Annotated in this window: 20 protein-coding genes and 1 pseudogene; 9 read left to right on the top strand and 12 right to left on the bottom strand. The window is 70.7% G+C overall.

All coding sequences use genetic code 11. From position 1 onward, the window contains the following. Positions 1 to 187: 187 nt before the first annotated feature. The 5 genes and pseudogenes from ABZ860_RS31250 to ABZ860_RS31230 all read left to right on the top strand — a co-directional run bounded on the left by ABZ860_RS31250 (position 188) and on the right by ABZ860_RS31230 (position 5,110). Positions 188 to 857, top strand: a pseudogene (locus ABZ860_RS31250) (transposase). A gap of 309 nt (positions 858 to 1,166) precedes the next feature. Continuing rightward, positions 1,167 to 2,363, top strand: a complete 1,197-nt coding sequence (locus ABZ860_RS31245) for a hypothetical protein (RefSeq protein WP_357226841.1) — start codon at positions 1,167 to 1,169, stop codon at positions 2,361 to 2,363. 531 nt (positions 2,364 to 2,894) lie between these two features. Then, positions 2,895 to 3,353, top strand: a complete 459-nt coding sequence (locus ABZ860_RS31240; RefSeq protein ID WP_357226839.1) for a MarR family transcriptional regulator — start codon at positions 2,895 to 2,897, stop codon at positions 3,351 to 3,353. Continuing rightward, complete coding sequence (locus ABZ860_RS31235) at positions 3,350 to 4,783, top strand: MFS transporter (protein ID WP_357226836.1); 1,434 nt, start codon at positions 3,350 to 3,352, stop codon at positions 4,781 to 4,783. Before ABZ860_RS31240 ends, ABZ860_RS31235 begins: the two co-directional genes overlap by 4 nt. Before the next feature lie 33 nt (positions 4,784 to 4,816). After that, the gene (locus tag ABZ860_RS31230; protein WP_357226834.1) at positions 4,817 to 5,110 is read left to right on the top strand and encodes a DUF1330 domain-containing protein; all 294 of its coding nucleotides are present in this window, start codon (positions 4,817 to 4,819) and stop codon (positions 5,108 to 5,110) included. A 179-nt stretch (positions 5,111 to 5,289) separates the two neighbouring features. Here the strand turns inward: ABZ860_RS31230 and ABZ860_RS31225 are convergent, their stop codons facing one another. Then, complete coding sequence (locus ABZ860_RS31225) at positions 5,290 to 6,741, bottom strand: amidase (RefSeq protein ID WP_357226832.1); 1,452 nt, start codon at positions 6,739 to 6,741, stop codon at positions 5,290 to 5,292. A gap of 683 nt (positions 6,742 to 7,424) precedes the next feature. Between ABZ860_RS31225 and ABZ860_RS31220 the strand changes: the two genes are divergently transcribed. The 3 genes from ABZ860_RS31220 to ABZ860_RS31210 are packed head-to-tail and all read left to right on the top strand — an operon-like array spanning position 7,425 to position 10,029. Next, positions 7,425 to 8,309, top strand: a complete 885-nt coding sequence (locus ABZ860_RS31220) for a zinc-binding dehydrogenase (RefSeq protein WP_357226830.1) — start codon at positions 7,425 to 7,427, stop codon at positions 8,307 to 8,309. After that, positions 8,306 to 9,286 (top strand): alpha/beta fold hydrolase, encoded by a 981-nt coding sequence (locus ABZ860_RS31215; protein ID WP_357226828.1) that lies wholly within the window; start codon positions 8,306 to 8,308, stop codon positions 9,284 to 9,286. The genes ABZ860_RS31220 and ABZ860_RS31215 overlap by 4 nt, the downstream gene beginning before the upstream one ends. Further along, positions 9,283 to 10,029 (top strand): glucose 1-dehydrogenase, encoded by a 747-nt coding sequence (locus tag ABZ860_RS31210; protein WP_357226826.1) that lies wholly within the window; start codon positions 9,283 to 9,285, stop codon positions 10,027 to 10,029. The genes ABZ860_RS31215 and ABZ860_RS31210 overlap by 4 nt, the downstream gene beginning before the upstream one ends. 268 nt (positions 10,030 to 10,297) lie before the next feature. On the opposite strand, the gene ABZ860_RS31205 is transcribed toward ABZ860_RS31210, so the two are convergent. The 8 genes from ABZ860_RS31205 to ABZ860_RS31170 form a co-directional block, all read right to left on the bottom strand. Beyond that, positions 10,298 to 11,536, bottom strand: coding sequence for a sigma-70 family RNA polymerase sigma factor (locus tag ABZ860_RS31205; RefSeq protein WP_357226824.1), 1,239 nt, complete (start codon positions 11,534 to 11,536; stop codon positions 10,298 to 10,300). Next, complete coding sequence (locus ABZ860_RS31200) at positions 11,533 to 11,856, bottom strand: YciI family protein (RefSeq protein WP_357226822.1); 324 nt, start codon at positions 11,854 to 11,856, stop codon at positions 11,533 to 11,535. Before ABZ860_RS31200 ends, ABZ860_RS31205 begins: the two co-directional genes overlap by 4 nt. A 52-nt stretch (positions 11,857 to 11,908) precedes the next feature. Next, a complete protein-coding gene (locus ABZ860_RS31195) occupies positions 11,909 to 12,529 on the bottom strand; it encodes a dihydrofolate reductase family protein (protein ID WP_357226820.1) in 621 nt (206 codons plus the stop codon). Between the two features lie 168 nt (positions 12,530 to 12,697). After that, on the bottom strand, positions 12,698 to 13,105 hold the full coding sequence (locus ABZ860_RS31190; RefSeq protein ID WP_357226818.1) for a hypothetical protein: 408 nt from the start codon (positions 13,103 to 13,105) through the stop codon (positions 12,698 to 12,700). A gap of 232 nt (positions 13,106 to 13,337) precedes the next feature. After that, on the bottom strand, positions 13,338 to 14,762 hold the full coding sequence (rox, locus tag ABZ860_RS31185) for a rifampin monooxygenase (RefSeq protein ID WP_357226919.1): 1,425 nt from the start codon (positions 14,760 to 14,762) through the stop codon (positions 13,338 to 13,340). A 611-nt stretch (positions 14,763 to 15,373) separates the two neighbouring features. Then, positions 15,374 to 16,597 (bottom strand): FAD-dependent oxidoreductase, encoded by a 1,224-nt coding sequence (locus ABZ860_RS31180; protein WP_357226816.1) that lies wholly within the window; start codon positions 16,595 to 16,597, stop codon positions 15,374 to 15,376. An 82-nt stretch (positions 16,598 to 16,679) separates the two neighbouring features. Beyond that, positions 16,680 to 17,621 carry an RNA polymerase sigma-70 factor gene (locus tag ABZ860_RS31175; protein WP_357226814.1) on the bottom strand — a complete coding sequence of 314 codons (942 nt, stop codon included), beginning with the start codon at positions 17,619 to 17,621 and terminating at the stop codon, positions 16,680 to 16,682. An 89-nt stretch (positions 17,622 to 17,710) separates the two neighbouring features. Then, positions 17,711 to 18,295 carry a TetR/AcrR family transcriptional regulator gene (locus ABZ860_RS31170; RefSeq protein ID WP_357226813.1) on the bottom strand — a complete coding sequence of 195 codons (585 nt, stop codon included), beginning with the start codon at positions 18,293 to 18,295 and terminating at the stop codon, positions 17,711 to 17,713. A gap of 75 nt (positions 18,296 to 18,370) precedes the next feature. On the opposite strand from ABZ860_RS31170, the gene ABZ860_RS31165 reads away from it, so the two are divergent. Then, entirely contained in the window at positions 18,371 to 19,351 is a 981-nt protein-coding gene (locus tag ABZ860_RS31165; RefSeq protein ID WP_357226811.1) for an alpha/beta hydrolase, read from the top strand. Positions 19,352 to 19,476: 125 nt separating this feature from the next. Here the strand turns inward: ABZ860_RS31165 and ABZ860_RS31160 are convergent, their stop codons facing one another. The 3 genes from ABZ860_RS31160 to ABZ860_RS31150 are packed head-to-tail and all read right to left on the bottom strand — an operon-like array spanning position 19,477 to position 21,717. Then, positions 19,477 to 20,289 carry a class I SAM-dependent methyltransferase gene (locus tag ABZ860_RS31160; protein ID WP_357226809.1) on the bottom strand — a complete coding sequence of 271 codons (813 nt, stop codon included), beginning with the start codon at positions 20,287 to 20,289 and terminating at the stop codon, positions 19,477 to 19,479. Positions 20,290 to 20,298: 9 nt separating this feature from the next. Continuing rightward, on the bottom strand, positions 20,299 to 20,754 hold the full coding sequence (locus ABZ860_RS31155) for a transcriptional regulator (RefSeq protein ID WP_357226808.1): 456 nt from the start codon (positions 20,752 to 20,754) through the stop codon (positions 20,299 to 20,301). A gap of 33 nt (positions 20,755 to 20,787) precedes the next feature. After that, positions 20,788 to 21,717 (bottom strand): alpha/beta fold hydrolase, encoded by a 930-nt coding sequence (locus ABZ860_RS31150; RefSeq protein ID WP_357226806.1) that lies wholly within the window; start codon positions 21,715 to 21,717, stop codon positions 20,788 to 20,790. Positions 21,718 to 21,791: the final 74 nt, after the last annotated feature.

Below are 21,791 nucleotides of genomic sequence, written 5' to 3'. Positions count from 1 at the left end.
GGCGAACGCTGCGTGCCCCGTGCGGGACACGGAAGGGATGCGGCCCCGTCTTCGCAGGTCGTGACCGAGGGGCGGTGAAGACGGGCGCGGCACCGTTGATCACCGGTGTGTGAAGACTGAAGATCATGCGGTGGCCGCGAGTCACAGCGTAGATCCTGCCCGCCGGCAGGAGGCGTTCGAGGTCCTGATGTCCGGGATAGCGGGCCGGTTCGCGCGGGTTGAACCCCCGCGTCGGGTGCGGGACTTGGCGCTGGGGCTGCTGTCGGACCTGCCGCGCAAGAACTGCTGGAGCATCGCCGAGTGGGCCGGGCAGGCCAGTCCGCATGGAATGCAGCACCTGCTCGGCCGGGCCGGTTCCTTGACGCCGGGCACCGTGTGGGCTGGGTCGCGGGCGATGAGGTCTACGGCGGCAACCCCAAGCTGCGGGCCGCGCTGGAAGAGCGCCAGGTCCCGCCTCGGCAGCCACCAACTGCTGATCCGCCGCAACCGCACCACCGGTGAACTGGCTTACTACCGTTGCTGGTCGCCGGCTGCGGTGCCTTTGGCCACGCTGGTGCGGGTCGCCGGATCGAGATGGCGGGTGGAGGAGACCTTCCAGTCCGGAAAGGGCCTGGCCGGACTGGACGAGCACCAGGTCCGCCGTTTCACCTCGTGGTCTCGCTGGGTCACCCTGGTCATGCTCGCCCACGCCTTTCTCGCCGTCGTCCGCGCTGACGAACACGCCCGCCATTCCCCCGGACGGGCTGATCCCGCTCACCTGCAACGAGATCCAGCGACTATTCACCACGCTCGTCGTTCGGCCCGTGCACGGTGCAGCCCACCGGCTCGGCCGGTCCGACTGGCGACGCCGCCATTAGGCCCGAGCCCAGGCCAGCCATTACCGCCGACAAGCCGCGAATCAGACCTGAAGATCACGATCTACGGCTGGAGTACTAAGCCGCTGACACGCCGTGAGGAGCCCGCTGACGGTTGTGACGAAACGCCTGCCCAACTAGGTGACCACTCTCAGCGGCGGCTGCGGGTGTCTCGGAGAGGGGAGAACCCACTCGGATAACTTGCGAGAATTACCCATCTCCCAAGTGATCCGAGTGGCATCCGTGCACAACGGATCACTCTTTCTGATTTTCTATTTCCAGAAATACAGAAATTCGCTACGCTGGGCCGCCGTGACGACCTCCGTGACCATCACCGCGTGCAAGCACTGCGGCGCGCCCATCGAGCAGCCGGCCCGGCGGGGCAGGCCGCGGGAGTACTGCCCGGACGGCGACTGCCAGGCGGCGGCCAAGAGGGAGCGGGAGCTCCGGCGCGCGACACCGGGCCTGGAGGGCGCGCTGGCGCGCGTGGAAGACCTGTACGAGCGCATGGAGAAAGGGCTGGCGGCGGCGATCGAACCACTGGCGCAGGTGCTCGCCCAGGAGCTGAGCCCGGCGGGAGTCGAGGCGAAGCTGAGCGCGATCCAGGCCGAGGCGCACACGAGCGTCGCCATCGCCCGCGCCGAGCGCGAGCAGGCGCTGGAGCAGGTACGGCTGGCCCGGGAGGCCGCCGAGGAGGCCCGGCGGGAGGCGGAGGAGGCCCGCCGCCGGATGGAGGAGGCCTACACCGAGCGGGACACCGCCTTCAGCGACGCGGAGACCGCCCGCGAGCAGGCCCTGGCCGCGCTGCGGGAGGCGGCGAGCACGGAACGCCGGGCCAGGCAGGAGGCCGACCAGGCCGCCCGCCGGGCCGAGATCGCCGAGTCCGCGCGCGAGCAGGCCGTACGCGAACTGGCCGACCGGGTGGATCGAGCCGCGGCCGAGGTTCGCGTGGCCCGGGAGCAGGCCGAGCAGGCCGTTCAGGAACGCGACGAGGCGCAGGCCGACGCACGGGCGGGGCGGGCGGAGGCGGAGCTGGCCCGCCGTGCGCATCGTGAGGCCGAGCAGTCCAGCGCCGCCGCGCTGGCCCGCGCCCAGGCGGCCGAGGCCGAGCGCGACCGCGCGGTCGCGCGTGCGGAGGCCGAGCGCGATCGGGCCGTGGCGCAGGCCCACGATGAGCGTGACCGGGTGCTGGCCAGGGCCGAGGCCGCGGAGGCGGCCCGCGAGCAGGCCGTCGCGGAGGCCGCCCGCCTGCGCGCGGAGGCGGCGCAGGCCGAGGCGCGTGCCGGCGCGGCTGCCGCGCAGGCCGCCCAGGCGGAGCAGGACGCCCGGGCCGCCACGGCGGAGCGGGAGCGGACCCAGGCGGAGCTGTCGCTGGAACGGGCCCGGCTGGCCGACCTGCGCGCGCAGCTCGACGTTGCCAGGGCGGAGGCCGCCCAGCTGCGCGAACGCGCGGTCGCCGCCGAGTTGCGGCTGCGGCAGGAGGCTCCCGAGCCCCCGCCCGGGCCGTGACGACGCCCCGTCGCATCCTCAGGCCGACTGCCTTGGTCGTTGCCCGCTGGTGGGGCACGCCTGGCCCAGGTGGCGAGGGGTCAGGCCGCGGCGCAGGGCCGGTAGGCCCGCAGCGTGACGTCCAGGCGTGGTATCGGCGGTGACGCCGGGCTCGGCGCCACGGATGCACGTCACGCTGCCGGGCAGCGCGCCTGCGGTAGGCCCGGGACCGGCACTGGTCCGAGCAGTACTTCGCGTCGCGTCTGCGGCCGGCGGAGGCGAAGACGGGCCGGTGGCACTCCGGGCAGGTCAGCTGCCGCAGCGTGCGGCGGTCGCCCTGCCTGCCGCGCGGCTCCGATCAGCACCAGCAGCGCGAAGCGCCGCTCGGAGTCTTGCGATCTGGGCTCGGCAGGCTCCGTCGCAGTACCGGCGGTGGGCCGGCGCTGTGCGGGGAGCCGGGCACTGAGACGTCACCGGCTCCCGGCGGTCGAGGCCGCCGCGTCAGCCGTCCGTTTACATAAACTATGAATATAAAAATGTTATGCTTCGGGCATGAGTCGTCAAGACATCGCTCCTGGCGCGTCCGCCGCCATCGGGGCAGCCCTCTACGGCCTGGCCATCAGGGCCGTGAGACGCCTACCCCGGGACATGAGCCTGACGTCCGCCGCCACCCTGGCCACTCTGGAACGGACCGGCCCGCGGCGCATCACCGATCTGGCCGCGGTCGAGGGCGTCACCCAGCCCGCGATGACTGCCCTGGTCCGGGTGATGGAGGAGTCCGGCCTGGTCGAGCGGCGGGGCGACGCGTCCGACAAGCGGGTCACGCTGGTGTGCCTGACCGAGGCCGGCGCCTCCTATGTCCGGACGCGGCGCCAGGCGGGCGTCCACGCGTTCGAGCGGTTGATCGGCGAGCTCACGGGCGACGAGGTCGAGGCGCTGGTGGCGGCCCTTCCGGCGCTGAAGCATCTGGCGGAGCTCGAAAGCCAGGACCGCGAAGGGCCGAAGCAGTGACCGGGCAGCCGGTCGGCGGGGTCGCGGGGAAGGCGTTCCCGGTGGCGCGGTCCGAGGCGCGGCTGCTGGTCGCCGCCCTGATATTCATCGCTTTGGTCGTGGCGGCGGTCGCCAGCCTCGGGACGCCGCTCATCACCAGCGTGGCGACCTCGTTCCACGTCTCGCTCGGCAGCGCGCAGTGGACGCTGACCGTCGCGCTGCTCAGCGGCGCCGTCGCCACGCCGGTCCTGGGCCGGCTCGGAGCCGGGCCGCACCGGCGGGCCACGATCCTCGCCACGCTGGCGGTCGTCGTCGCCGGCAGCGCGCTCACCGTGCTGCCGCTGCCGTTCGCGTGGCTGCTGGCCGGCAGGGCGGCCCAGGGCGTCGGGCTCGGGCTGACGGCGCTGATGATGGGCGTGGCCCGGGACCACCTCCCCGAGGAGCGCAGCGCGGCCGTGATCGCCCTGATCTCAGTGGTCTCGATCATCGGGGCCGGCGTCGGCTACCCGCTGGCCGCACTGCTCGCCGAGCTCGGCGGGGTACGGGCCGCCTACGGCCTCGGCCTGGTCGTCACCGCCGCCGCCCTCCTGACCGCGTGGCGCTCCATGCCCGAAGCCCCCGAAGGCCGCTCCGCCCACGTGGACGTGGCAGGCGCGGTCGTCCTGGCCGCTGCGCTGCTCCTGGTGCTGTTCCTCGCCGGCGAACGGAATCTATGGAGCCGGCACCTCGCCGTGGCGGCGGGCCTCGCCGTCGTCGCGGTGGTGCTGCTCTGCGTCTGGGCCGTCATCGAGCTGCGCAGCACGATGCCCCTGGTAGATGTGCGGGCGGTGCGGCACCCGGCGGTCGCCGGGGCGAACCTCGCCATGTTCGTCGGCGGGATCGGCATGTACCTCCTGCTCACGCTCATCACCCGGTACGCGCAGACGCCGCACGGCGCCGGCTACGGCTTCGGGCTGACGACCTTCGTCGCCGGGCTGGTCCTCATCCCGTTCTCGGTGCTGGGGTTCGTCGCCGGCAAGCTCACGCCGCGGGTCCGGACGCGGATCGCCGACCCCCTGCTCCTGGCCGGCAGCGCCGTCGTGGTCGGCGGCGGGTTCGCCCTGTTCGCGGCGGCCCGGTCGGATCTGGCCGAACTGTTCGCGGCGATGGGCGTGCTCGGCTTCGGCGTCGGCGGCTTCTCGGCCGCCATGCCCGGCGTCATCCTGGCCGTCACCCCCAAGAGCGAGACGTCGAGCGCCATGAGCTTCAACTACGTCGTCCGCAGCGTCGGATACTCCCTGGGCAGCGCCATCGGCGGCCTGATCCTCGCCGCGGGCACCGGCCCCGGCCACCTCTTCCCCGACGACAGCGCCTACACCACCGCGGCGCTGGTCGGCATCGGCGCCATGGCGATCACGACGCTGACAAGCCTCGCTCTCGCCCGCCGACGCTCGTCCGAGACCAACCCGTAAGTAAGATCCACTCATCCCAATACTGGAGGTTCCATGCCCAAGGGCTACTGGGTCAGCGCCTACCGCACCATTTCAGACCCTGAGAAGCTGGCTGCTTACAACAAGCTGGCCGGTCCGGCCGTCCGGGCCGGGGGCGGCCGGACCCTCGTCCGTGGCGGTCGGGTCGTGGCGCATGACGCCGGACTCGCCGAGCGCACCGTCCTGGTCGAGTTCGACAGCTTCGAGCAGGCCGTGGCGGCGTACGAGAGTGCGGCCTACCAGGAGGCGCTGGCCGCCCTCTCCGACGGCGTCGAGCGCGACTTCCGCATCGTCGAAGGCATCGACTGACCGAGGTCCAGTGTTCGGTGCAGGTGGGCAGCGCTGACCCGGGTGACGGCCTGGACCTCCTATAGCTACGATGAGCCGCCACCCTGGCCAGTCCTGAGGGCCGATGAGGCAGCCGCAATGAGGGCTGGGTCCGGCGGCACACCGACGCGATCTCACCCCTCACCTAGCCCGTCCGCACTCTATTTCGGTGCCTGGAAGCCGCCGATCTTCTGCTCGAGCAGTTCGGCCAGCCGCAGCGGGGTGCGGTCCTCGAACATCGGACCGATGAGCTGCACTCCGACCGGCAGGCCTTCGGGGGACCGGCCCGCGGGTATGGCGGTGGCGGGCAGGCCGGGCATGGTGGCCAGGCCCGCCCAGACGAGCTGGTCGAAGTACGGGTACTCGACGCCGTCGATGTCGATGCGCCGTTCCAGCGGATTGGGCTTGTGGTCGTGCGGGAACGCGGGCGTCGGCGTGATCGGGCACACCACGGCGTCGAACTCGGCGAAGAGCTGCCGCCAGCCGTGGCGGTGGACCTCGCGGCGGTTGTCGGCCTCGATCCAGTCGCGGTGGCTGGACACCATGGCGCGCAGCCGCACGGCGTCAAGACTCTGGTCGTCTGTGCTCAGTCCGGCGACGCGGGTCCGCAGCTGCTCGTGCGATTCGATGGGAAAACGCGCAACGGAACCCGAAATCAGCAACTGCATGTAGAGCATCGCGGCTTCGGTCAGATCGGGCAGCAGTGCAGTGTGCCGTTCGACGCGGGCGCCGCCGTCGACGAGCGCGGCGGCCACCCGGTCCACGCCCGCCCGCACGGCGGACCCGGTCGGAATGAGCGGATGCTCGTCGAGGACCAGGACCCGGAAGTCGCCGAGCCGCTCGTGACGGGCGGGCGGCAGCGTCACGTCGTACGCCACGCCGAGCGTCAGCGGGTCCGGTCCGGCCATGACGTCGAGCAGGAGCGTGAGGTCGCGGGCGGTACGCGCCATCGGACCGACGACGGCGAGGTCGAGGTCGGCCGGCAATGCCGGCTCGGACGGCGGGACCATGCCGCGGGTTGCCGCCAGTCCGAGTGTCGGCTTGTGCGCGTAGATGCCGCAGAAATGCGCGGGGGTGCGCAGCGAGCCGGCGAGGTCGGAGCCGATGGACAGCGCGCAGAATCCGGACGCCAGGGCCGCCGCTGATCCGCCGGAGGATCCGCCCGGCGTGCGATCGTGATCCCACGGGTTGTTGGTGGTGCCGTAGATCTCGTTGAAGCTCTGGATATCCTGCAGCCCCAAGGGCACATTGGTCTTACCGAGCACCACCGCGCCTGCCGCCTTGAGCCGCGACACCTGTACCGCGTCCTCGGCCGGCACATAGCCTCGGTGCAGCGGCATGCCCCAGGTCGTGGTCATCCCGGCGATGTTGTAGGACTCTTTGACCGTCACCGGAATGCCGAGCAGCGGCCGGTCCTCGCCGCGGGCGCGCGCCTGGTCGGCACCGCGCGCGGCGGCCCGCGCACGGTCGAAGTCCGGCACGCACACCGCGTTGATCACCTTGTCGTCCCGCTCGATACGGGCGATCGCCGCGTCGGTCAGTTCCACCGAGCTCACGTCACGGGCACGCAAGGCAGCTGCGAGGTCTTCGGCCGCCTGAAAATTCCATTCCATAAATCTGACTCTAACGGCCTGAGGCGGACGCTCATCCTCATACAAGTCGACCACGTCCGCCGGAAAATTCCTTCGCTGGGCCAAGCAACGCACTCATGTCGCCACCTAAGAAGGCCCGCCCCAGGTCAGCAGGGTCGGTGGCGGGTCGACTCCACTGGCAAGGGCATGGAATTACGCTTCACGCAACGAGATAGATGTCTCAATGCTCATCCTGTTTCTCTCCGGCCACTGACTATTCGCACGACCGCCGGCCACAGTGCGCGGGAATTGTCCAGTGGACGGGGTAATTCATTTTGAATTCGTTCTACCGAGATGGCTGAGGGTCAGGCGGGCCTCGAAGCGGGCGCTGCCGGCTCATTCACCCGGCGCCGCGCCGGCCATCACCGCAGACCGAGGCTCGCGCCGGGCGACGGCTCACGGCATCAGTCCCAGCTCGCCGCCGGTTGGCGATGACCTTATTGGCCTCACGCAGCGTCTCCTCCCGCACATGCCACTCCATCGTCCAGGCCGGCACGTCATAGGACACCCGCAGGCCTCGAACATCCGGGTCAACCGCGGCTGCCACCAGAGGCGACAACCCGTGGTTGTCGGCTCCTCGCGTCCGTTGTTGGCCCAGGCGATCCGCTCGCCGGTTTTATGGCCGTATGCGCAGATTGATTCCTACGGGAGATGCCTTGCGGCCGGTGGCGTTCGCCCAAGCCACCCAACCCGTGCCTGCCCCGGACGAGGTGCTGATCAAGGTGGAGGCGTTCTCCCCGAATCGCGGGGAGACGTTCCTGTTGGAGGCGCCGGAGCCCGGTCTGCTGCCGGGCAAGGACGTCGCAGGACTGGTCGTGCAGGCCGCCGCCGACGGTTCGGGCCCGCCGGCCGGAAGCCTGGTGGTGGGCCATCCGCCCATGGGCGGATGGGCCGAGTATGCGGCCGTGCCCACCCACTCGATCGCTGTGCTGCCCGACGGGCTCACCACCGTGCAGGCGGCCGCCCTGCCACTGGCCGGGATCACCGCGCTGCGGCTGCTCCGCACGGCCGGCGCCATGGCGGGCAGGAGGGTGCTGCTGACCGGCGCCTCCGGCGGAGTGGGGCACTACCTGACCGAGCTCGCCGCCGCGGCCGGGGCGGAGGTGACCGCGGTGACCGCCACGGCTGAGCGCGGCGCGCGCCTGCGCGAGCTGGGCGCCGCGGCGATCGTGCACGACGTGGACGAGACGGACGGGCCGTTCGACGTGGTGCTGGAGTCCACCGGCGGCAACGCGCTCCCGGCCGCGCTGGCCCGGCTGGTGCCGGATGGTCTGCTGGTGTGGTTCGGGCAGGCCAGCCGTACCCCTGCGACGGTGAACTTCTTCGATCTGCTCGCGGGGCCGCAGAACGCCGTGATCCGGCACTTCCACTACGCGGGCACGCCGTACGGTCGTGACCTGGCCACCTTGGTACGTCTGGCGGCCGACGGGCGGCTGCACCCCGAGATCGGCCGCACCGACGACTGGAGCCGGACGGCCGACGTCCTGGTCGACCTGCGGGAACGCCGGATCCGCGGCAAGGCCGTTCTGACGATCGGAGCATCGCGGTGAGCGCCGCGGACTTCGCCGCCGCCAACCTGTCACGCGCCACCGGAGCCGGGCTGGACCCGCACGAGTACCTGCGCGTCACCGGCGACCTGGCGGACCTGGATCAGTGGGGCGAGGCTTTCATGCGCGCCGCACGCGAGCACGTGGCGCGCGCCGAGCAGGCGGCCACGGCGATCTCGAGGGGCGAGCACCTTCGGACGGCGGCGCGCTGGTTCCACTTCGCCACCCTGGGACCGAACCGGGAGAGCGCGCTCGCGGCGGCCGAAGCCGATACCGCCATGGGACGGGCGCTGGAGCTGCTGGAGCCCCAGGCGCGCCGGATCGAAGGGCCGAGCTTCACCGGCTGGTTGCGCGGCCCCGCCGATGCCGCCGCGACGGTGGTCGTGGTTCCGGGGCTGGACTCCGGCAAGGAGGAGTTCCACGACGTCGTCACCGCCCTGCTGCGGCGGGGCCTGGCCGTGTTCGCGATGGACGGGCCGGGACAGGGCGCGCTCGCCGCCACCAGCACCGTCCGCGCCGACTACCACCAGGTGATCGGCCAGGTCATCGACACACTCGGCCTGCGGAACGTGGGACTCGTCGGGCTCAGCCTCGGCGGCTACTACGTCGCGGAAAGCGCCGCCCGGGAGAGCCGGGTCGCGGCCGCCGTCACCGTCAGTGGCCCCTTCCGGCTGCACTGGGAGATCCTGCCACCTCCCGTACGGGATCTCCTCACCCAGCGTGCCGGTGGCGAAGAAGCGGCCCGCCGCTTCGCCGGCCAGGTTGACCTGTCCGCCCTCGCCCCGCAGATCAGCTGCCCCCTGCTGGTCGTCGACGGCGGCCAGGACGTCATCCCCGGTGTGACCAACGGCGAACCGCTGGCCCGCCTGGCACCGTACGGGCGTTACATGTCCCTGCCCCATGGCGACCACCTGCTCGGCAACGTCCGCTCCGACTGGCTGCCCACGGCCGCCGACTGGATCTCTGGAGCACTCGCATGACACGCTTCACCGACAAGACCGCCCTGATCACCGGCGGCACGAGCGGCATGGGACTGGCCGCCGCACACCGCCTCATCGCCGAGGGAGCCCACGTGGTCGTCACCGGCCGCACCAGGCAACGCGTGGACCAGGCCACCGCCGTGCTCGGCCCGCGCGCTCTCGGCGTGGTGGCGGACGCAGCCGACCTCAAGGCCCTGGACGCCCTGATGAACACGATCAGGACGCGATTCGGCAGGCTGGACGTCGTCTTCGCCAACGCCGGAGTGGGCACCTTCGCACCCTTCGCCGACATCACGGAGACCGACTTCGATCACACCGTCGACGTGAACTTCAAAGGTGTGTTCTTCACGATCCAGAAGGCATTGCCGCTGATCGCCGAGAACGGCTCCATTGTCATCAACGCCTCCTGGACCCTGCACCGCGGCAACGGCATCCTCACGCTGTACTCGGCCACCAAGGCGGCCGTGCACAACCTGGCCCGCACCCTTGCGGCGGATCTCGCGCCCCGGGGCATCCGCGTCAACTCGATCAGCCCCGGATACATCGACACACCGATGTATCCCGCCGCGGCGTTGAGCGAGACGGAGAGCGCGGCCATCACCGGTCGTATCGCGGCGGGGAGGTTCGGCCAACCGGAGGAGATCGCCGCAGCAGTGGCGTTTCTCGCCTCCCGCGAGGCGTCCTACATCAACGGCCAGGACCTGGTCATCGACGGCGGCCTCGTGAATGCGATCCTTGCCTGACCACCGCCGGTCCAGGAGCGGCCCTCGAACCGGCGCTTGTGCGTCACCCAGGTGATGGACGAGGAGGAGTTGCACCCCCGACTGCGCGGAGACGTTCACCACCCCGGGGTCGACACCGCCGCTGACCGTGCTCTGGCAGCGCAGGACGTGCTGAGGTGGGACATCGGCAGCAACACGATGTGGGCCCGTCTCGGCTGGCGGATGTTCCAGTGGGGGATCGCCTTGAGGAACACCACCGGACCTCCCGTGCGAGACGCGTCCGTGGGCGCTACCGCAGTTGGTCGCGGCGGCGGGTCAGGTAGGCGGTCTCGGCGATGTTGCCGGCCAGGTCGATGGCCCTGTCGTAGGCCGCGCGCGACTCATCACCGCGGCCCAGCCGGCGCAGCAGGTCGGCGCGGGTGACGTGGTAGGCGTGATAGCCGGCCAACGCCTCGGCGAGACGGTCAACGATGGCCAGTGCCACCTCCGGGCCGTCGAGCTCGGCCACCGCGATGGCCCGGTTGAGGGCGATGATCGGCGAGGCATCGAGGCGGACAAGCTGGTCGTAGAGGGCGACGACCTGCGACCAGTCCGTGTCGCGCATGTCGCGGGCGGAGGTGTGCACGGCGTTGATCGCCGCGAGGATCTGGTAGCGACCCGGAGCCACCCCGGCGGCGGCAGCGGCCAGGCGCTCGCGCACCAGCAGGTGACCCTCGGCGATGAGTCCCGCGTCCCACGCGCCGCGGTCCTGCTCGGCCAGGGGGACCAGTTCGCCGCCGGTCGAGACCCGGGCGGGGCGGCGGGCCTCGATGAGCAGCATCAGCGCCAGCAGCCCGGCCACCTCACCGTCGTCCGGCAGGAGGACGCGGATCAGGCGGGTGAGCCGGATCGCCTCGGCGGTCAGCTCGTGCCGTACGGGATCGCTGTCGGGGCCGGTCGCCAGGTAGCCCTCGTTGAAGACGAGGAACAGGACGGCCAGGACGCCGGAGACGCGCGCCGGGAGATCGTCGGCGGACGGCATCCGATAGGGGATGCGAGCCGCCTTGATCTTGGCCTTGGCACGGGTGATGCGCTGCCCCATCGCGCTCTCGGCCACCAGGAAGGCGCGGGCGATCTCGGGCATGGTCAGGCCGGCGACCATACGCAGCGTCAGCGCCACGCGGGCCTCCATCGCCAGCGCCGGGTGACAGCAGGTGAAGATCAGCCGGAGCCGGTCGTCGTCGACGGCGCCGAGAGGCTCGGACGGGGCGTCGTACGACATCTGAGCCTCCTTGTGCTTGTCGTCGCGTTTGTTCTCGCGCCGGATCCGGTCGATGGCCTTGCGGTTGGCGGTGGTGGTCAGCCACGCGCCCGGGTTGGGGGGCAGACCGTCGGACGGCCACCGCTCGACGGCGGTCGCGAACGCCTCGGCCGCCGCCTCCTCGGCGATGTCGAGGTCACCGAACCGCCTGGCCAGGGAGGCGACCACCCGTGCCCACTCCTCGTGGTGGGCCTGGGTGATCGCCTCACGCACGTCGATCCTGTTCACAGGAACGGCCGCACCTCGACTTTCCGATTGCAGGCCTTCGACCCCTCGGCTGCCAGCTTGAGCGCCACGTCGAGGTCGGCTGCCTCGATGATCCAGAAGCCGGCGAGGTACTCCTTCGACTCCAGGAAGGGCCCGTCGGTGACCATCGCCTCCCCACCCCGGTTGTCGATGACGGTGGCCGTGCTGGGCGAGGCGAGGCCGCCGGCGAAGACCCAGTGGCCCTCGGCCTGGAGCCGGTCGTTGAACACGTCGATCGCAGCGTCCTCGTCCGGGGTGGCGAGGCCGACCTGGTCGTGGATCACGGAAAACAGATACTGCATCGGGAAATCATCTCCTATGGTGTCGGCCGGTGTGGCGTACCGGTCAGGGGCTTCACGCTGTCGCATACTGCGGGCGCCCGGCCGGCCGGTAGACCTGGGTCATCACGCCTTTCGAGTCGACGCGCGAGGAGACCAGGTCGAGCGCAAGATCCGGGCCGGCGTCCGGGAACAGCCGCGCGCCCTGGCCGACAATCACGGGAACGACGATCAGAGTGATCTCGTCGACCAGATCGTTCTCCAGCAGCCACTGGGTCAGGGTGCCACTGCCGTGCACCTGCAGCTCACCGCCCGGCTTGGCCTTCAGGTCCGCGACGGCGGTCGCAAGGTCGCCGGACAGGACGGTGCTGCCCGACCACGCCGGATTGGCGAGCGTGGTCGACGCCACGTACTTGGGCCGTGAGTTCAACGCCCGCACGACGGGCTCCCACCCCGGAACGTCCTGGTCCGTCCGGGACCCCCACGAGTCGGCGAACAGCTCGTAGGTCCGCCGGCCGAACAGGAACGCGTCGGCGCGCTGGTAGGTCTGCTTGATGAACGCGTGGGTTTCGTCGTCGCCCTTGCCCAGGGCCCATCCGCCGCGCTCGAATCCGTTCCTGCGGTCCTCATCCGACGCCCCGCCGTTGCCCTGCATCACTCCATCGACGGTGACCTGAGTCATGGTCGTCAGCTTCATGATCGCGGTTCCTTCACCTTGGCGCCGCCCCTTGTGGGCGGCCTCACCCCTGCTACGAACACCGCCGCCCCGATCCGACACCGCCTCCTCGGATTTACTCAAAAACTTTCCCGGGACGCCGGTGATCAGCACCCGTGGCAAGCGGTAGCGGCGCGGGTCGTCATGCCGTCACGCGGCGTCGAGGGCTGCGGTGATCTTGCGGATCATGTCCGCCAGGGTGGGGCTGGGCCGGCTCTGGTGGGTGCGGGCAGCCGCCTCGATGGCCACGATGACGGTGCTGCGGAGGTTGTCGGCCTCTGCCGGAGCCTGCTTCTTGAGCAGGCTCATGGCCGCGGTCAGGGCCGGCAGCACCAGGTCGGCGAGTTCGGCCACGGTCTTGCCGCTGAGGTTCACACCCTTGGGCCACTCGGCGAGCACGTGCCCGACCAGGCCGGTCGCGGAGCCCAGGGCGATGGAGCCGTCGGTGGCGGCCCGGTGGGGCTTGCCGGTGGCGTCCGCGGCGGCCATCAACGAGACGGCGCCGTAGGCGGCGGTGCGCAGGGTGATCTTGTCCTGGTCGGCAAGGATGATGGACATGGTGTGCTCCTTCGGACCTGTCACGAGGCAGATGAATGGACGGATGTGCGGTGCCGCGATCGCTGAACCTCGCACGGCACCCACCATGGCCGACCGCCCTGATAGCGGGCCGTTGCCGTGCTGACACGGCCGCTGACGCGGCTACGGCGGCTGGACGAGAGCGCTCGACGCGCGCACGCCCGCCGCCACGCCGGCATCACCAGAGGCACCCTTACAACCCACCGTGGTCGGATCAGTCGGCGGGCTTGCCGAACCAGCGGGAGAGGTGGGCGTCCAGGTCCTGCTGATCGTCGCCGATCCAGGCGACGTGGCCGTCGGGGCGTAGCAGGACGCACGGAACGTCAAGTGCCGCAGTGGGATCCGCGAGGTGATCGACCCGGTCTGACCAGCCGCCGACGGTCAGGCGTCCGGTGCGGTCCAGCAGCAGGCCGCGGCCACGATGCAGCAGACCGTAGAGGCGGCCCTGTTTCACGTCGATGTCGGGCAGACGGCGGCCGAGCAGGTCGGGGCCTTCGCCGAAGTCGTAGCGGATGCCGATCGCGGTGATCTTCTCGATCAGGTGGCGGTTCACCTCGTCGAAGTCCATCAGTTCGGTGAGCAGCCTGCGCACGGCCCGCGGGCCCGGTTCGGTGGACAGCAGTTCCATCTGGGCGCGGGTGTTGTCCAGCACGTCCTCGGCGACCGGATGACGTTCGGCCTGGTAGGTGTCCAGCAGTGTCTCCGGCGCCCAGCCCCGGATCTGTGCGGCCAGTTTCCAGCCGAGGTTGAATGCGTCCTGAACGCCCAGGTTGAGGCCCTGTCCGCCGATGGGCGGATGGATGTGTGCCGCATCGCCGGCCAGCAGGACCCGCCCGACCCGATAGCGTTCGGCCAGCCGGGTGGCATCCCCGAAGCGGGACATCCAGCGCGGGGAGTGCACGCCGAAATCGGTTCCGGCGATGGTACGCAACTGTTGCTTGAAATCATCGAGGGTGGGCGGTTTCACGCGGTCGCCGACTCCCGCGGCGGGGACTACGACGCTGTAAATCCCTCTGCCGAAGGGCCGGAGCCAGAATCGCTGATGGGTCTCGCGGGTTGCGGTCACCTTGGCGGCGATCTCCTCCTGCGACACGCCCACTTCCATCTCGCCCATCAGCGTGTCGGCCCGTGAGGGCTCGCCGGGGAAGCCGACGCCGAGCAGTTTGCGCACCGTACTGCGGCCGCCGTCACAGCCGACGAGGTAGCGCGATCGCAGCTTTTCCCCGTCGGCCAGTTCGACGGTCACACCCTCGTCGTCCTGCTTGAAACCGGTCACCGCGCAGCCGCGCCGGACCTGCGCACCCAGTTCGACCGCATGTTCTTCGAGCAGACGCTCGATGACCGGCTGCGGGATGCCCAGCAGATAGGCGTACGCGGAATCCAGGCCCTTGGGCGCGGGTTTGGGGATGGCGGCGAAGAAACCGCCGGCCGGACGCTGTCTTCCATGCGGGAGAACGCGATCCAGCAGTCCGCGCATCGCCATCAGCTCGAGACTGCGAACATGCAGACCGACGATGCGGACGAACGACTTGGGCTCGGTCTCCTTCTCCAGGACGAGTACCCGCACATCGTGCAGCCGCAGTTCGGCGGCCAGCATCGCACCGGTCGGCCCGCACCCGGCAATGATCACATCGAAGATGAGGGACGTGCGATCGGCGCCGGAGGCCGGCGACCAGACATCTTTGAGGGCGTCGCCCACCGTGGAATCACGCTCGCCCCTGTCGTTCGACGACGGCTCGGCGGTGAACTGGGAATGCATAGGTGTTGCCTTTCGGGAGTGCCTTGCTGGGGAGGCGCTCCCGGCGACACCTACGTCAATCGCCCGACCGTGGCGCGAAGGGGGAGCACCCACATCGATACAGCGTTCATGGGTCTCACCTCCTCGGGCGGTGTCACGGTCGACTGCAAGCTACAAGTCCGGGCATCATCCCGTCCACTTCTTTCCCGGCCGCGTGATCACGGCTTCGAACGGGCCCGTGCGTGATTCGCCCCGGCTGATTCGGGCGCCGCACGGCGCGGGCTGCTGGAGGTTAGGTCCCGGCGGCGCGGACCGGGCACACCGTGGCAGGTGCTGCCGCCGGTGGCGGTCGCCGGATCCGATGACGGGGTCGGTCCGACCGCGTCGGCGCGCAGCGCCGCCGAGCTGATGGTGCCGGCCGGCGAGTCGCAGGCCGCTGGGATCGAGGTGGAGTCGCAGCGATCACGCAGAGCTACTTCGCCCCCCGGTACCGCCGCCTCCTGCGGGGGCCTCTACGCCGGGGCCTTGACGGCCGAGCCCGCCCCGGCAGGCTTCCGCGTGACGCGGCGGCGCCGCGCCGGCAGCCCGAGCGTCGGGTTGGCGACGCCCCAGGCGGCGCTCTTGCAGATCAGCTCCTTGTAGACCGCGGCCAGCCGTCCGGTCAGGACCCCCCGCATGGCGCGGTCGTCGGCGGTGACGTATTGGATCAGGCCCTCCTTGCGGCCCAGGGAGATGCACTGGTTGAAGTAGCGGATCGGGGCGTTCGGCAGCTTCCCGCCGGTCAGGCGCGCCGCGATCGCGTCGGCTGCCCGCCAGGCGGCCGGAGTTCCCGAGGCGCACGACATGCGCAGCGGCTTGTCGCCGGCGCCCATCGCCCAGGCCGCGTCGCCGACGGCGTACACGTCGGGGTGCGAGACCGAGCGCATGGTCGCGTCGACCACGATCTGGCCGGTGCCGGTGACCTCCAGGGCGGTCGCCTTGGCGATCGGGTGGACCGCGAAGCCGGTGGCCCACACGGTGACCGCGGCCGGGATGGCCGCGCCGTCGGCCGTGGTGACGCGGTCGGCCTCGACGCCGGTGACGGTGGTGTGCTCGTGCACGGTGATTCCGAGCGTGCCGAAGACCTTCCGCAGGTGCGCGCGGCCCTTGGGGGAGAGCCAGTCGCCGAGAGCGCCGCCGGCGGCGAGGGCGACGTCGAGGTCCGGGCGGGCCTCGGCGATCTCGGCCGCGGCCTCCACGCCGGTGAGGCCGCCACCGACGACGACGACGGTCTGCCCGGCGTCGAGACGGGCCAGGCGTTCGCGCAGCCGCAGTGCTCCGGGCCGGCCGGCGATCTCATAGGCGTGCTCGGCGGCCCCGGGGACGGCCTGGGCGTTCCAGCCGCTGCCGAGTGCGTAGACGAGCGTGTCATAGGGGAGTTCTTCGGCGCCGGACCCGGGCGCGTTCGCGGCGGCGCCGTTCGCGCCGACGACGGTGACGGTCTTCCGGTCGACGTCCACGCCGGTGACCTTCGCGAACTTCAGCTCGACGCCGGTGCCCGCGAACATCTCGCTCAGCGGCCGGGGCCTGAGGTTCTGGCCGGTCGCCAGCTGGTGCATGCGGACGCGTTCGACGAAGTCGGGCTCGGCGTTGACGAGGGTGATGGCGACGTCCTCGCGGTGAAGCCGCTTGGCCAGGCGCCCGGCGGCGACGGCTCCGGTGTATCCGGCTCCGAGGACGATGATTCGGTGCTGCATGCCCCTTGCTCCTGTCTTGCGCGATTTGCCACTTGAACCGGGCAGCGCGCGGATTCCTGACAGGAACGCGATGTGAAGCACCTCACACAGAAAACAGGGGCTCCCCGTGGTCGGCGGCGGCCCAGCGCGCGGTCGCGCGTTCGAGCTTGTCGGGGTTGACCTGGTTGCGGAAGGCGGCGATGCCTTCGGCGGTGACCTCCAGGCACATGACCCCGATGACGCGGCCGTCCACGACGGCCACGACGGCGGGGTCGCCGTTGGCGGTCCAGAGGTAGACCTCGGCCGTGCCGCCGACCAGGGCGCGCTTGGCCTCGGCGGGTTTGAACAGGCCCCGCAGGAACTTCGCGACCGTGACCGCGCCCTCGAACGCCTTCGCACGGGCCGGGACCTTCCCGCCGCCGTCGCCGACTGCGATCGCGTCATCGGTGAGCAGGCGCACGAGCGGCTCGACCCGGCCGGTGGTGGCGGCCGCCAGGAACTCCTCGACGATGCGCCGGGTGGCGGCCTCGTCGATCGCGGCGCGGGCCTTGCCGTCGGCGACGTGCTTCTTGGCGCGGTGGAAGATCTGCTGGCTGGCGGCCTCACTGATGTCGAGAATCTCGGCGATCTCCCGGTGCGGGTAGTCGAAGGCCTCCCGCAGCACGTACACCGCCCGCTCACTGGGGGACAGGCGCTCCATGAGAGTGAGGACCGCGTACGAGACCGATTCGCGCTGCTCGGCGGTGTCGGCCGGGCCGAGCATCGGGTCTCCGGCGAGCAGCGGCTCGGGAAGCCACTGGCCGACATAGGTCTCGCGGCGCGCCCGCGCGGAGGTGAGCTGGTTGAGGCACAGGTTGGTGAGGACCTTCGTCAGCCACGCCTCGGGGATCCCGATGCGATCGACGTCGGCGGCCTGCCAGCGCAGGAACGTCTCCTGCACGGCGTCCTCCGCCTCACCGGCGGAACCGAGGAGACGGTAGGCGATGGCCTCCAGGCGCGGCCTGGAGGCCTCGAACAGGTCGACGTCGTCCGCGGTCAAGGGCATGACCCGATCCTAGATGGGGCGGCACGCGCCGTCGCCGTCACACCCGCGTCCCGCGGCTGTCCGCGTACGCGTCGTGAGCAGGCCGGCCATCAGGTCCCGCCCGGATCGGCGCCGCCGGCGAAGTGCCGCAGAACCATGTCGGCCAGTGCGGCCACGTCGGCGTCTGCCATCGGTTCGCCGGTCATGCCCATCCGGTGCAGCAGGGTTCCGACGACGACGTCGATGAAGAACAGGACCCGGTTCTCCGGCTCGCCGAGCGCGTCCTGCAACTGGAGCCGGTACGGGTCCTGGAACCGCGCGGACAAGATCTTGCGCAGGGGCGGATCGCTGACGGCGTCGCTGAACACCCCGGCGAACGCGTCGCCGATGCCGGGCTCGCCGATCTTCGCCGCGATCCAGCGGATGGTCGAGGACATGAGCTCCGCCTGGCCGGCGCCCTCCAGCGGCACCGGGCCGAGCGCGTCGAGCAGGCAGTCCACGATCAGCTCGCCCTTCGACGGCCAGCGACGGTAGATCGTCGTCTTCGCGACGCCGGCCCTGGCGGCGATCCGGTCGACGGTGGCGCGCGCGTAGCCGAGCTCGTGGACCGTGCTCAACGTCGCGGCGAAGACCACGGCGTTGACGCCCGACCGCGGGCGACCGGGTGGTCGGGCGGATGCGGTCGCTCGAGTCATGAGCACACGATAACCTCTTTCGCTACCATCGGTATCGATACTTGAGGTAGCGAAATTACCGGCTCAGGAGGAGACATGAGCGAGCTCACCGAACGGCCGCCGCTGGGCATCCGGCTGCTGCGTGCCCTGCAGAAGGAACCGGACTGGCAGGCGATGAGGGCCGAGGAGCTGGTCGCCTTCCGCGAGGCGGTGAACCGCAAGCGGGCGTCCCGCCTCGCACGGCTGGTCAGCGGGTTCCCGGACCGCGACGCCGTGATCCAGTGGCAGGAGGCGGCGCTGCCCGGCCGCGGGCTCCGGGTGCGGGTCTACCGGCCGTCGCCCGGCCAGGCCGGCGGACGCGACGACCTGCCGCTCGTGCTCCACGTGCACGGCGGCGGATTCGTGGGCACGGCGGTGCAGAGCGACTGGGTGAACAGCCACCTCGCCGCGCGGCTGCCCGCGGTCGTCGTCTCGGTCGAGCACCGCCTCCTTGACCAGGAGACTCCGCTGGCCGCGATCGTCGACGACGCCTGGGACACGCTCCGTCACGTCGTGCAGCACGCCGCGCGGTGGGGGATCGACCCGGCGCGGACCGCCGTCTTCGGCGAGAGCACCGGCGCGATGGTCACCGCCCTGGCCGCGATCCGGGCCAGGGAGCACGGCCTGCTCCTGCGGGCGCAGGTGCTGGTCAACGCCGCTGTCGACCTGACGTCGACGGGGTTCGAGCACGCCTCGATGAGGCGGCACGCCGACAGCCCGACCCTCACCATGCCGCAGATGCGGCTGTTCCAGCGGCTCGCCGTTCCGCCGGGAACCGATCCGCGTGCGCTGTCCCCGGCGTGCGCCGACGACCTGAGCGGGCTGGCCCCCGCGCTCGTGGTGGTGCCGACCCTCGACCCGGTGGCCGATCACGGCCGCTGTTACGCCGAACGACTGCGAGCGGCGGGGACACCCGCGCGCCTCACCGAGTATCACGGGGCGACGCACGCGTTCCTCAGCATGCCGGGCCTGGTGCCGCAGGCGAGGGCCGCGCGAGCGGAGATCGCCGAGTTCCTCCGGGAGGCCCTCGCCCGGTGACGGGACCCCTCCTCGGGTGCCGTTCGAAGACCGGCCCCCTCAAGGACGTGGCGAGGGGGCCAAGTGGTGTGCGCTGGTGTTCAGGCCGCGGCCGGTTCCGGTTCCGGCAGACCTCCGGCAAGGGCTCAGAACCGGTAGCGGAGAATTCGCGCCCCTTGCCGAGACAGGGCCGTGCTGCGGGCGGTGAGACGGGTCAGCGCGCGTAGGGGTTGCGGGAAGCTGGCAATTTCCGGTGCGCGGGTGAGGATCTGCTCCTCGATCAGTTCGAGGCCGGCGTCCCAGGACTCTGGTTCGTGTGGGTCGTCGAAGCCCTGGGCGGCTTTGATGCCGAGTGCCTTGATGGTCGGGTGGTACTTCATGGCCCAGGCGGCGAAGCGGGTGTAGCCGTTGAGCGCGAGCTCGCCCGAAGGGAAATGGCCGGCCAGCGCGCGGGTCATCGTCTGGAAGGAGTCGCCGGGCATGAAGGGGAGCAGCCCCTCGGCGACGATCATCGCGGGCCGGTCGCCGGGGATGGCTGTGAGCCAGTCGGAGCTGGTGAGGTCGGCTCCGACCAGGTGGGAAGGTCCGGGCAGACATTCGGCCCGCAGGTGCACCACTTCCGGGAAGTCGATGTCGTACCAGTCGACGCCGGGCGGGGGAGCACAGCGGAACATCCTGGTGTCCAGGCCGCAGCCCAGGTCGAGCACCACGCATCCGGGATGAGCGGCGATGTAGGCGCGGACGACGGCGTCGAGCTTCTTGGCGCGCAGTGCCGTGGTGAGGACGAGGTTGGGCTTGACCTTCAGCTTGCCGAAGTCGTAATCGATGGTGCCGGCCAGGTCGGCGGAGAGCGTGTCGCCGAGGATCGGGCTGGGCAGCCCGGCGTCCAGAGCTCTGGCGTGGAGAGTGAGCAGCAGCGTTTCCTGGATCAGCCCGAGCTTGGGTTGCCAGCGGTGCATGGGGATTCCTTAACGGCGTAGCGGATGGCGGGCCGCGAGGTTCTGCAGCCACGTCAGGGAGTCGTGGGCGGCCTTGATGCGCTCGGTGCGGTGCCCCTCGCCGCCCACGATGTCGAGCCCTTCGTCGGCGATCTCGCCGAACGCGCTCAGGCTTTCGAGCTTGCGCTGGATGACCTTCTGCCAGGCGTCGTCTTCGATGCGGTAGTAGGAGGTGCGATCTCCGGGCCTCCTCACCTTCTTGACCAGGCCGATGGCCGTGAGGAAGCGCATGTTCGAGGTGAGCGAGGCCCGGCTGGCCTGGATGATCTCCGCGATCTGGCCGGCGGACTGCTCGGCGGGATCGCAGATCATGAGCCAGCCGAGGATGCGTCCGGTGATGGGCGGCAGCCCCCACTCCTCGACGCAGAAGGCGGCCACCCGTTCCACCCAGCGGAGCAGCCGGTCCTGCTGTTCCTCAGTGCTCATCGTCGCGTCCTCCGTTGCTGATCGTGTGCCGGTTCACTGTGTCATGGCGGCCACCGACTCGTAGGTGGGTGTCGGGGTGATGTCCGCGAGCCGGGTCCTGCGCAGGTAGAGGTCGAACCAGTCGATCGCGAGCGCCGTCGCCTCCTCCAGGCCCGGGCCGGTGTAGAGGCCGAGCACGTCGTACGGCAGCACCGCGAGCCGCTTGGGCTCGCCCGCCTTGGCGAAGGCGCTTTGCGCCTCCTCGAGCATGTGGTACGGGTCCCAGCCGCCGTTGGCGATCATCAGCAGCGGCGTCGGTGCAAGCCGGTGGATGAGGTTCTCCGGAGCGAAGGTGAGCAGGTGCTCGGCTGAGTCGAGGGTCTTCTCGTTGCGGTAGGTGGGAAACAGGCGGGTCGACATGTCGGGGGTGTCCTTCACGCTGTCGCCCTCCAGCGTCAGGTGCGGCACGCGAGCGCTCTGCCCGCCTTCGTAGCGCCGCTGCCAGTCCTGCTGCAGTCGGTCGCGCAGCGCGTGGACACCGGCACGGCCCAGGAGGCGTTCCATGTACCGCCATCCGTTCCACACGCTGGGGCTCTGCACGACGACGCACTTGATGCGCCGATCGAGCACGGCGGCCTGGGCCGCCACCGAGCCGCCGATGCTCACCCCCCACACCCCGATCCGCTCCGGCTGCACTTCGGGACGGGTTTGCAGGTAGGACACGGCGCTGCGGAAGTCCTCCACCTGCCGCTCGGGGTAGTCCAGGCCGCGCGGCTCGCCTTCGCTCGAGCCGACCGTTCGGTAGTCGATGGCCAGCACCGCGAAGCCGGCCTTGACGAAGTACGGAGCGAAGAACGCCAGCGCCTCTTTGACCATCACCCCGCTGTGCCCGAGCACCAGCCCGGGGACCGGGTCGCTCGTCTCGGGCAGGTAGAGATCGCCCGCGCAGCGGGTGCCGAGGCTGTTGAAGGTCACGTGTTCCATGGCTTGCTCCGTACTCCTTGGCTAGTTATTTCAAACATGACTGAAATATCTAGCAATGTCAATCCGGCGATCGC

Origin of the sequence: Microbispora sp. NPDC046973, assembly GCF_040644495.1 — a bacterium.
In the GTDB taxonomy this organism is placed as follows: domain Bacteria; phylum Actinomycetota; class Actinomycetes; order Streptosporangiales; family Streptosporangiaceae; genus Microbispora.
This window is presented reverse-complemented; position numbering and strand designations above follow the sequence as displayed.

What these genes read in the sequence shown, in the direction of transcription:
- ABZ860_RS31200 (WP_357226822.1), bottom strand. Translation starts at nt 11,856, where the DNA reads ATGCAGTATCTGTTTTCCGTGATCCACGACCAGGTCGGCCTCGCCACC.
- ABZ860_RS31190 (WP_357226818.1), bottom strand. Translation starts at nt 13,105, where the DNA reads ATGTCCATCATCCTTGCCGACCAGGACAAGATCACCCTGCGCACCGCC.
- ABZ860_RS31150 (WP_357226806.1), bottom strand. Translation starts at nt 21,717, where the DNA reads ATGGAACACGTGACCTTCAACAGCCTCGGCACCCGCTGCGCGGGCGAT.
- ABZ860_RS31195 (WP_357226820.1), bottom strand. Translation starts at nt 12,529, where the DNA reads ATGAAGCTGACGACCATGACTCAGGTCACCGTCGATGGAGTGATGCAG.
- ABZ860_RS31180 (WP_357226816.1), bottom strand. Translation starts at nt 16,597, where the DNA reads ATGCAGCACCGAATCATCGTCCTCGGAGCCGGATACACCGGAGCCGTC.
- ABZ860_RS31170 (WP_357226813.1), bottom strand. Translation starts at nt 18,295, where the DNA reads ATGACTCGAGCGACCGCATCCGCCCGACCACCCGGTCGCCCGCGGTCG.
- ABZ860_RS31240 (WP_357226839.1), top strand. Translation starts at nt 2,895, where the DNA reads ATGAGTCGTCAAGACATCGCTCCTGGCGCGTCCGCCGCCATCGGGGCA.
- ABZ860_RS31210 (WP_357226826.1), top strand. Translation starts at nt 9,283, where the DNA reads ATGACACGCTTCACCGACAAGACCGCCCTGATCACCGGCGGCACGAGC.
- ABZ860_RS31230 (WP_357226834.1), top strand. Translation starts at nt 4,817, where the DNA reads ATGCCCAAGGGCTACTGGGTCAGCGCCTACCGCACCATTTCAGACCCT.
- ABZ860_RS31175 (WP_357226814.1), bottom strand. Translation starts at nt 17,621, where the DNA reads ATGCCCTTGACCGCGGACGACGTCGACCTGTTCGAGGCCTCCAGGCCG.
- ABZ860_RS31160 (WP_357226809.1), bottom strand. Translation starts at nt 20,289, where the DNA reads ATGCACCGCTGGCAACCCAAGCTCGGGCTGATCCAGGAAACGCTGCTG.
- ABZ860_RS31155 (WP_357226808.1), bottom strand. Translation starts at nt 20,754, where the DNA reads ATGAGCACTGAGGAACAGCAGGACCGGCTGCTCCGCTGGGTGGAACGG.
- ABZ860_RS31225 (WP_357226832.1), bottom strand. Translation starts at nt 6,741, where the DNA reads ATGGAATGGAATTTTCAGGCGGCCGAAGACCTCGCAGCTGCCTTGCGT.
- ABZ860_RS31165 (WP_357226811.1), top strand. Translation starts at nt 18,371, where the DNA reads ATGAGCGAGCTCACCGAACGGCCGCCGCTGGGCATCCGGCTGCTGCGT.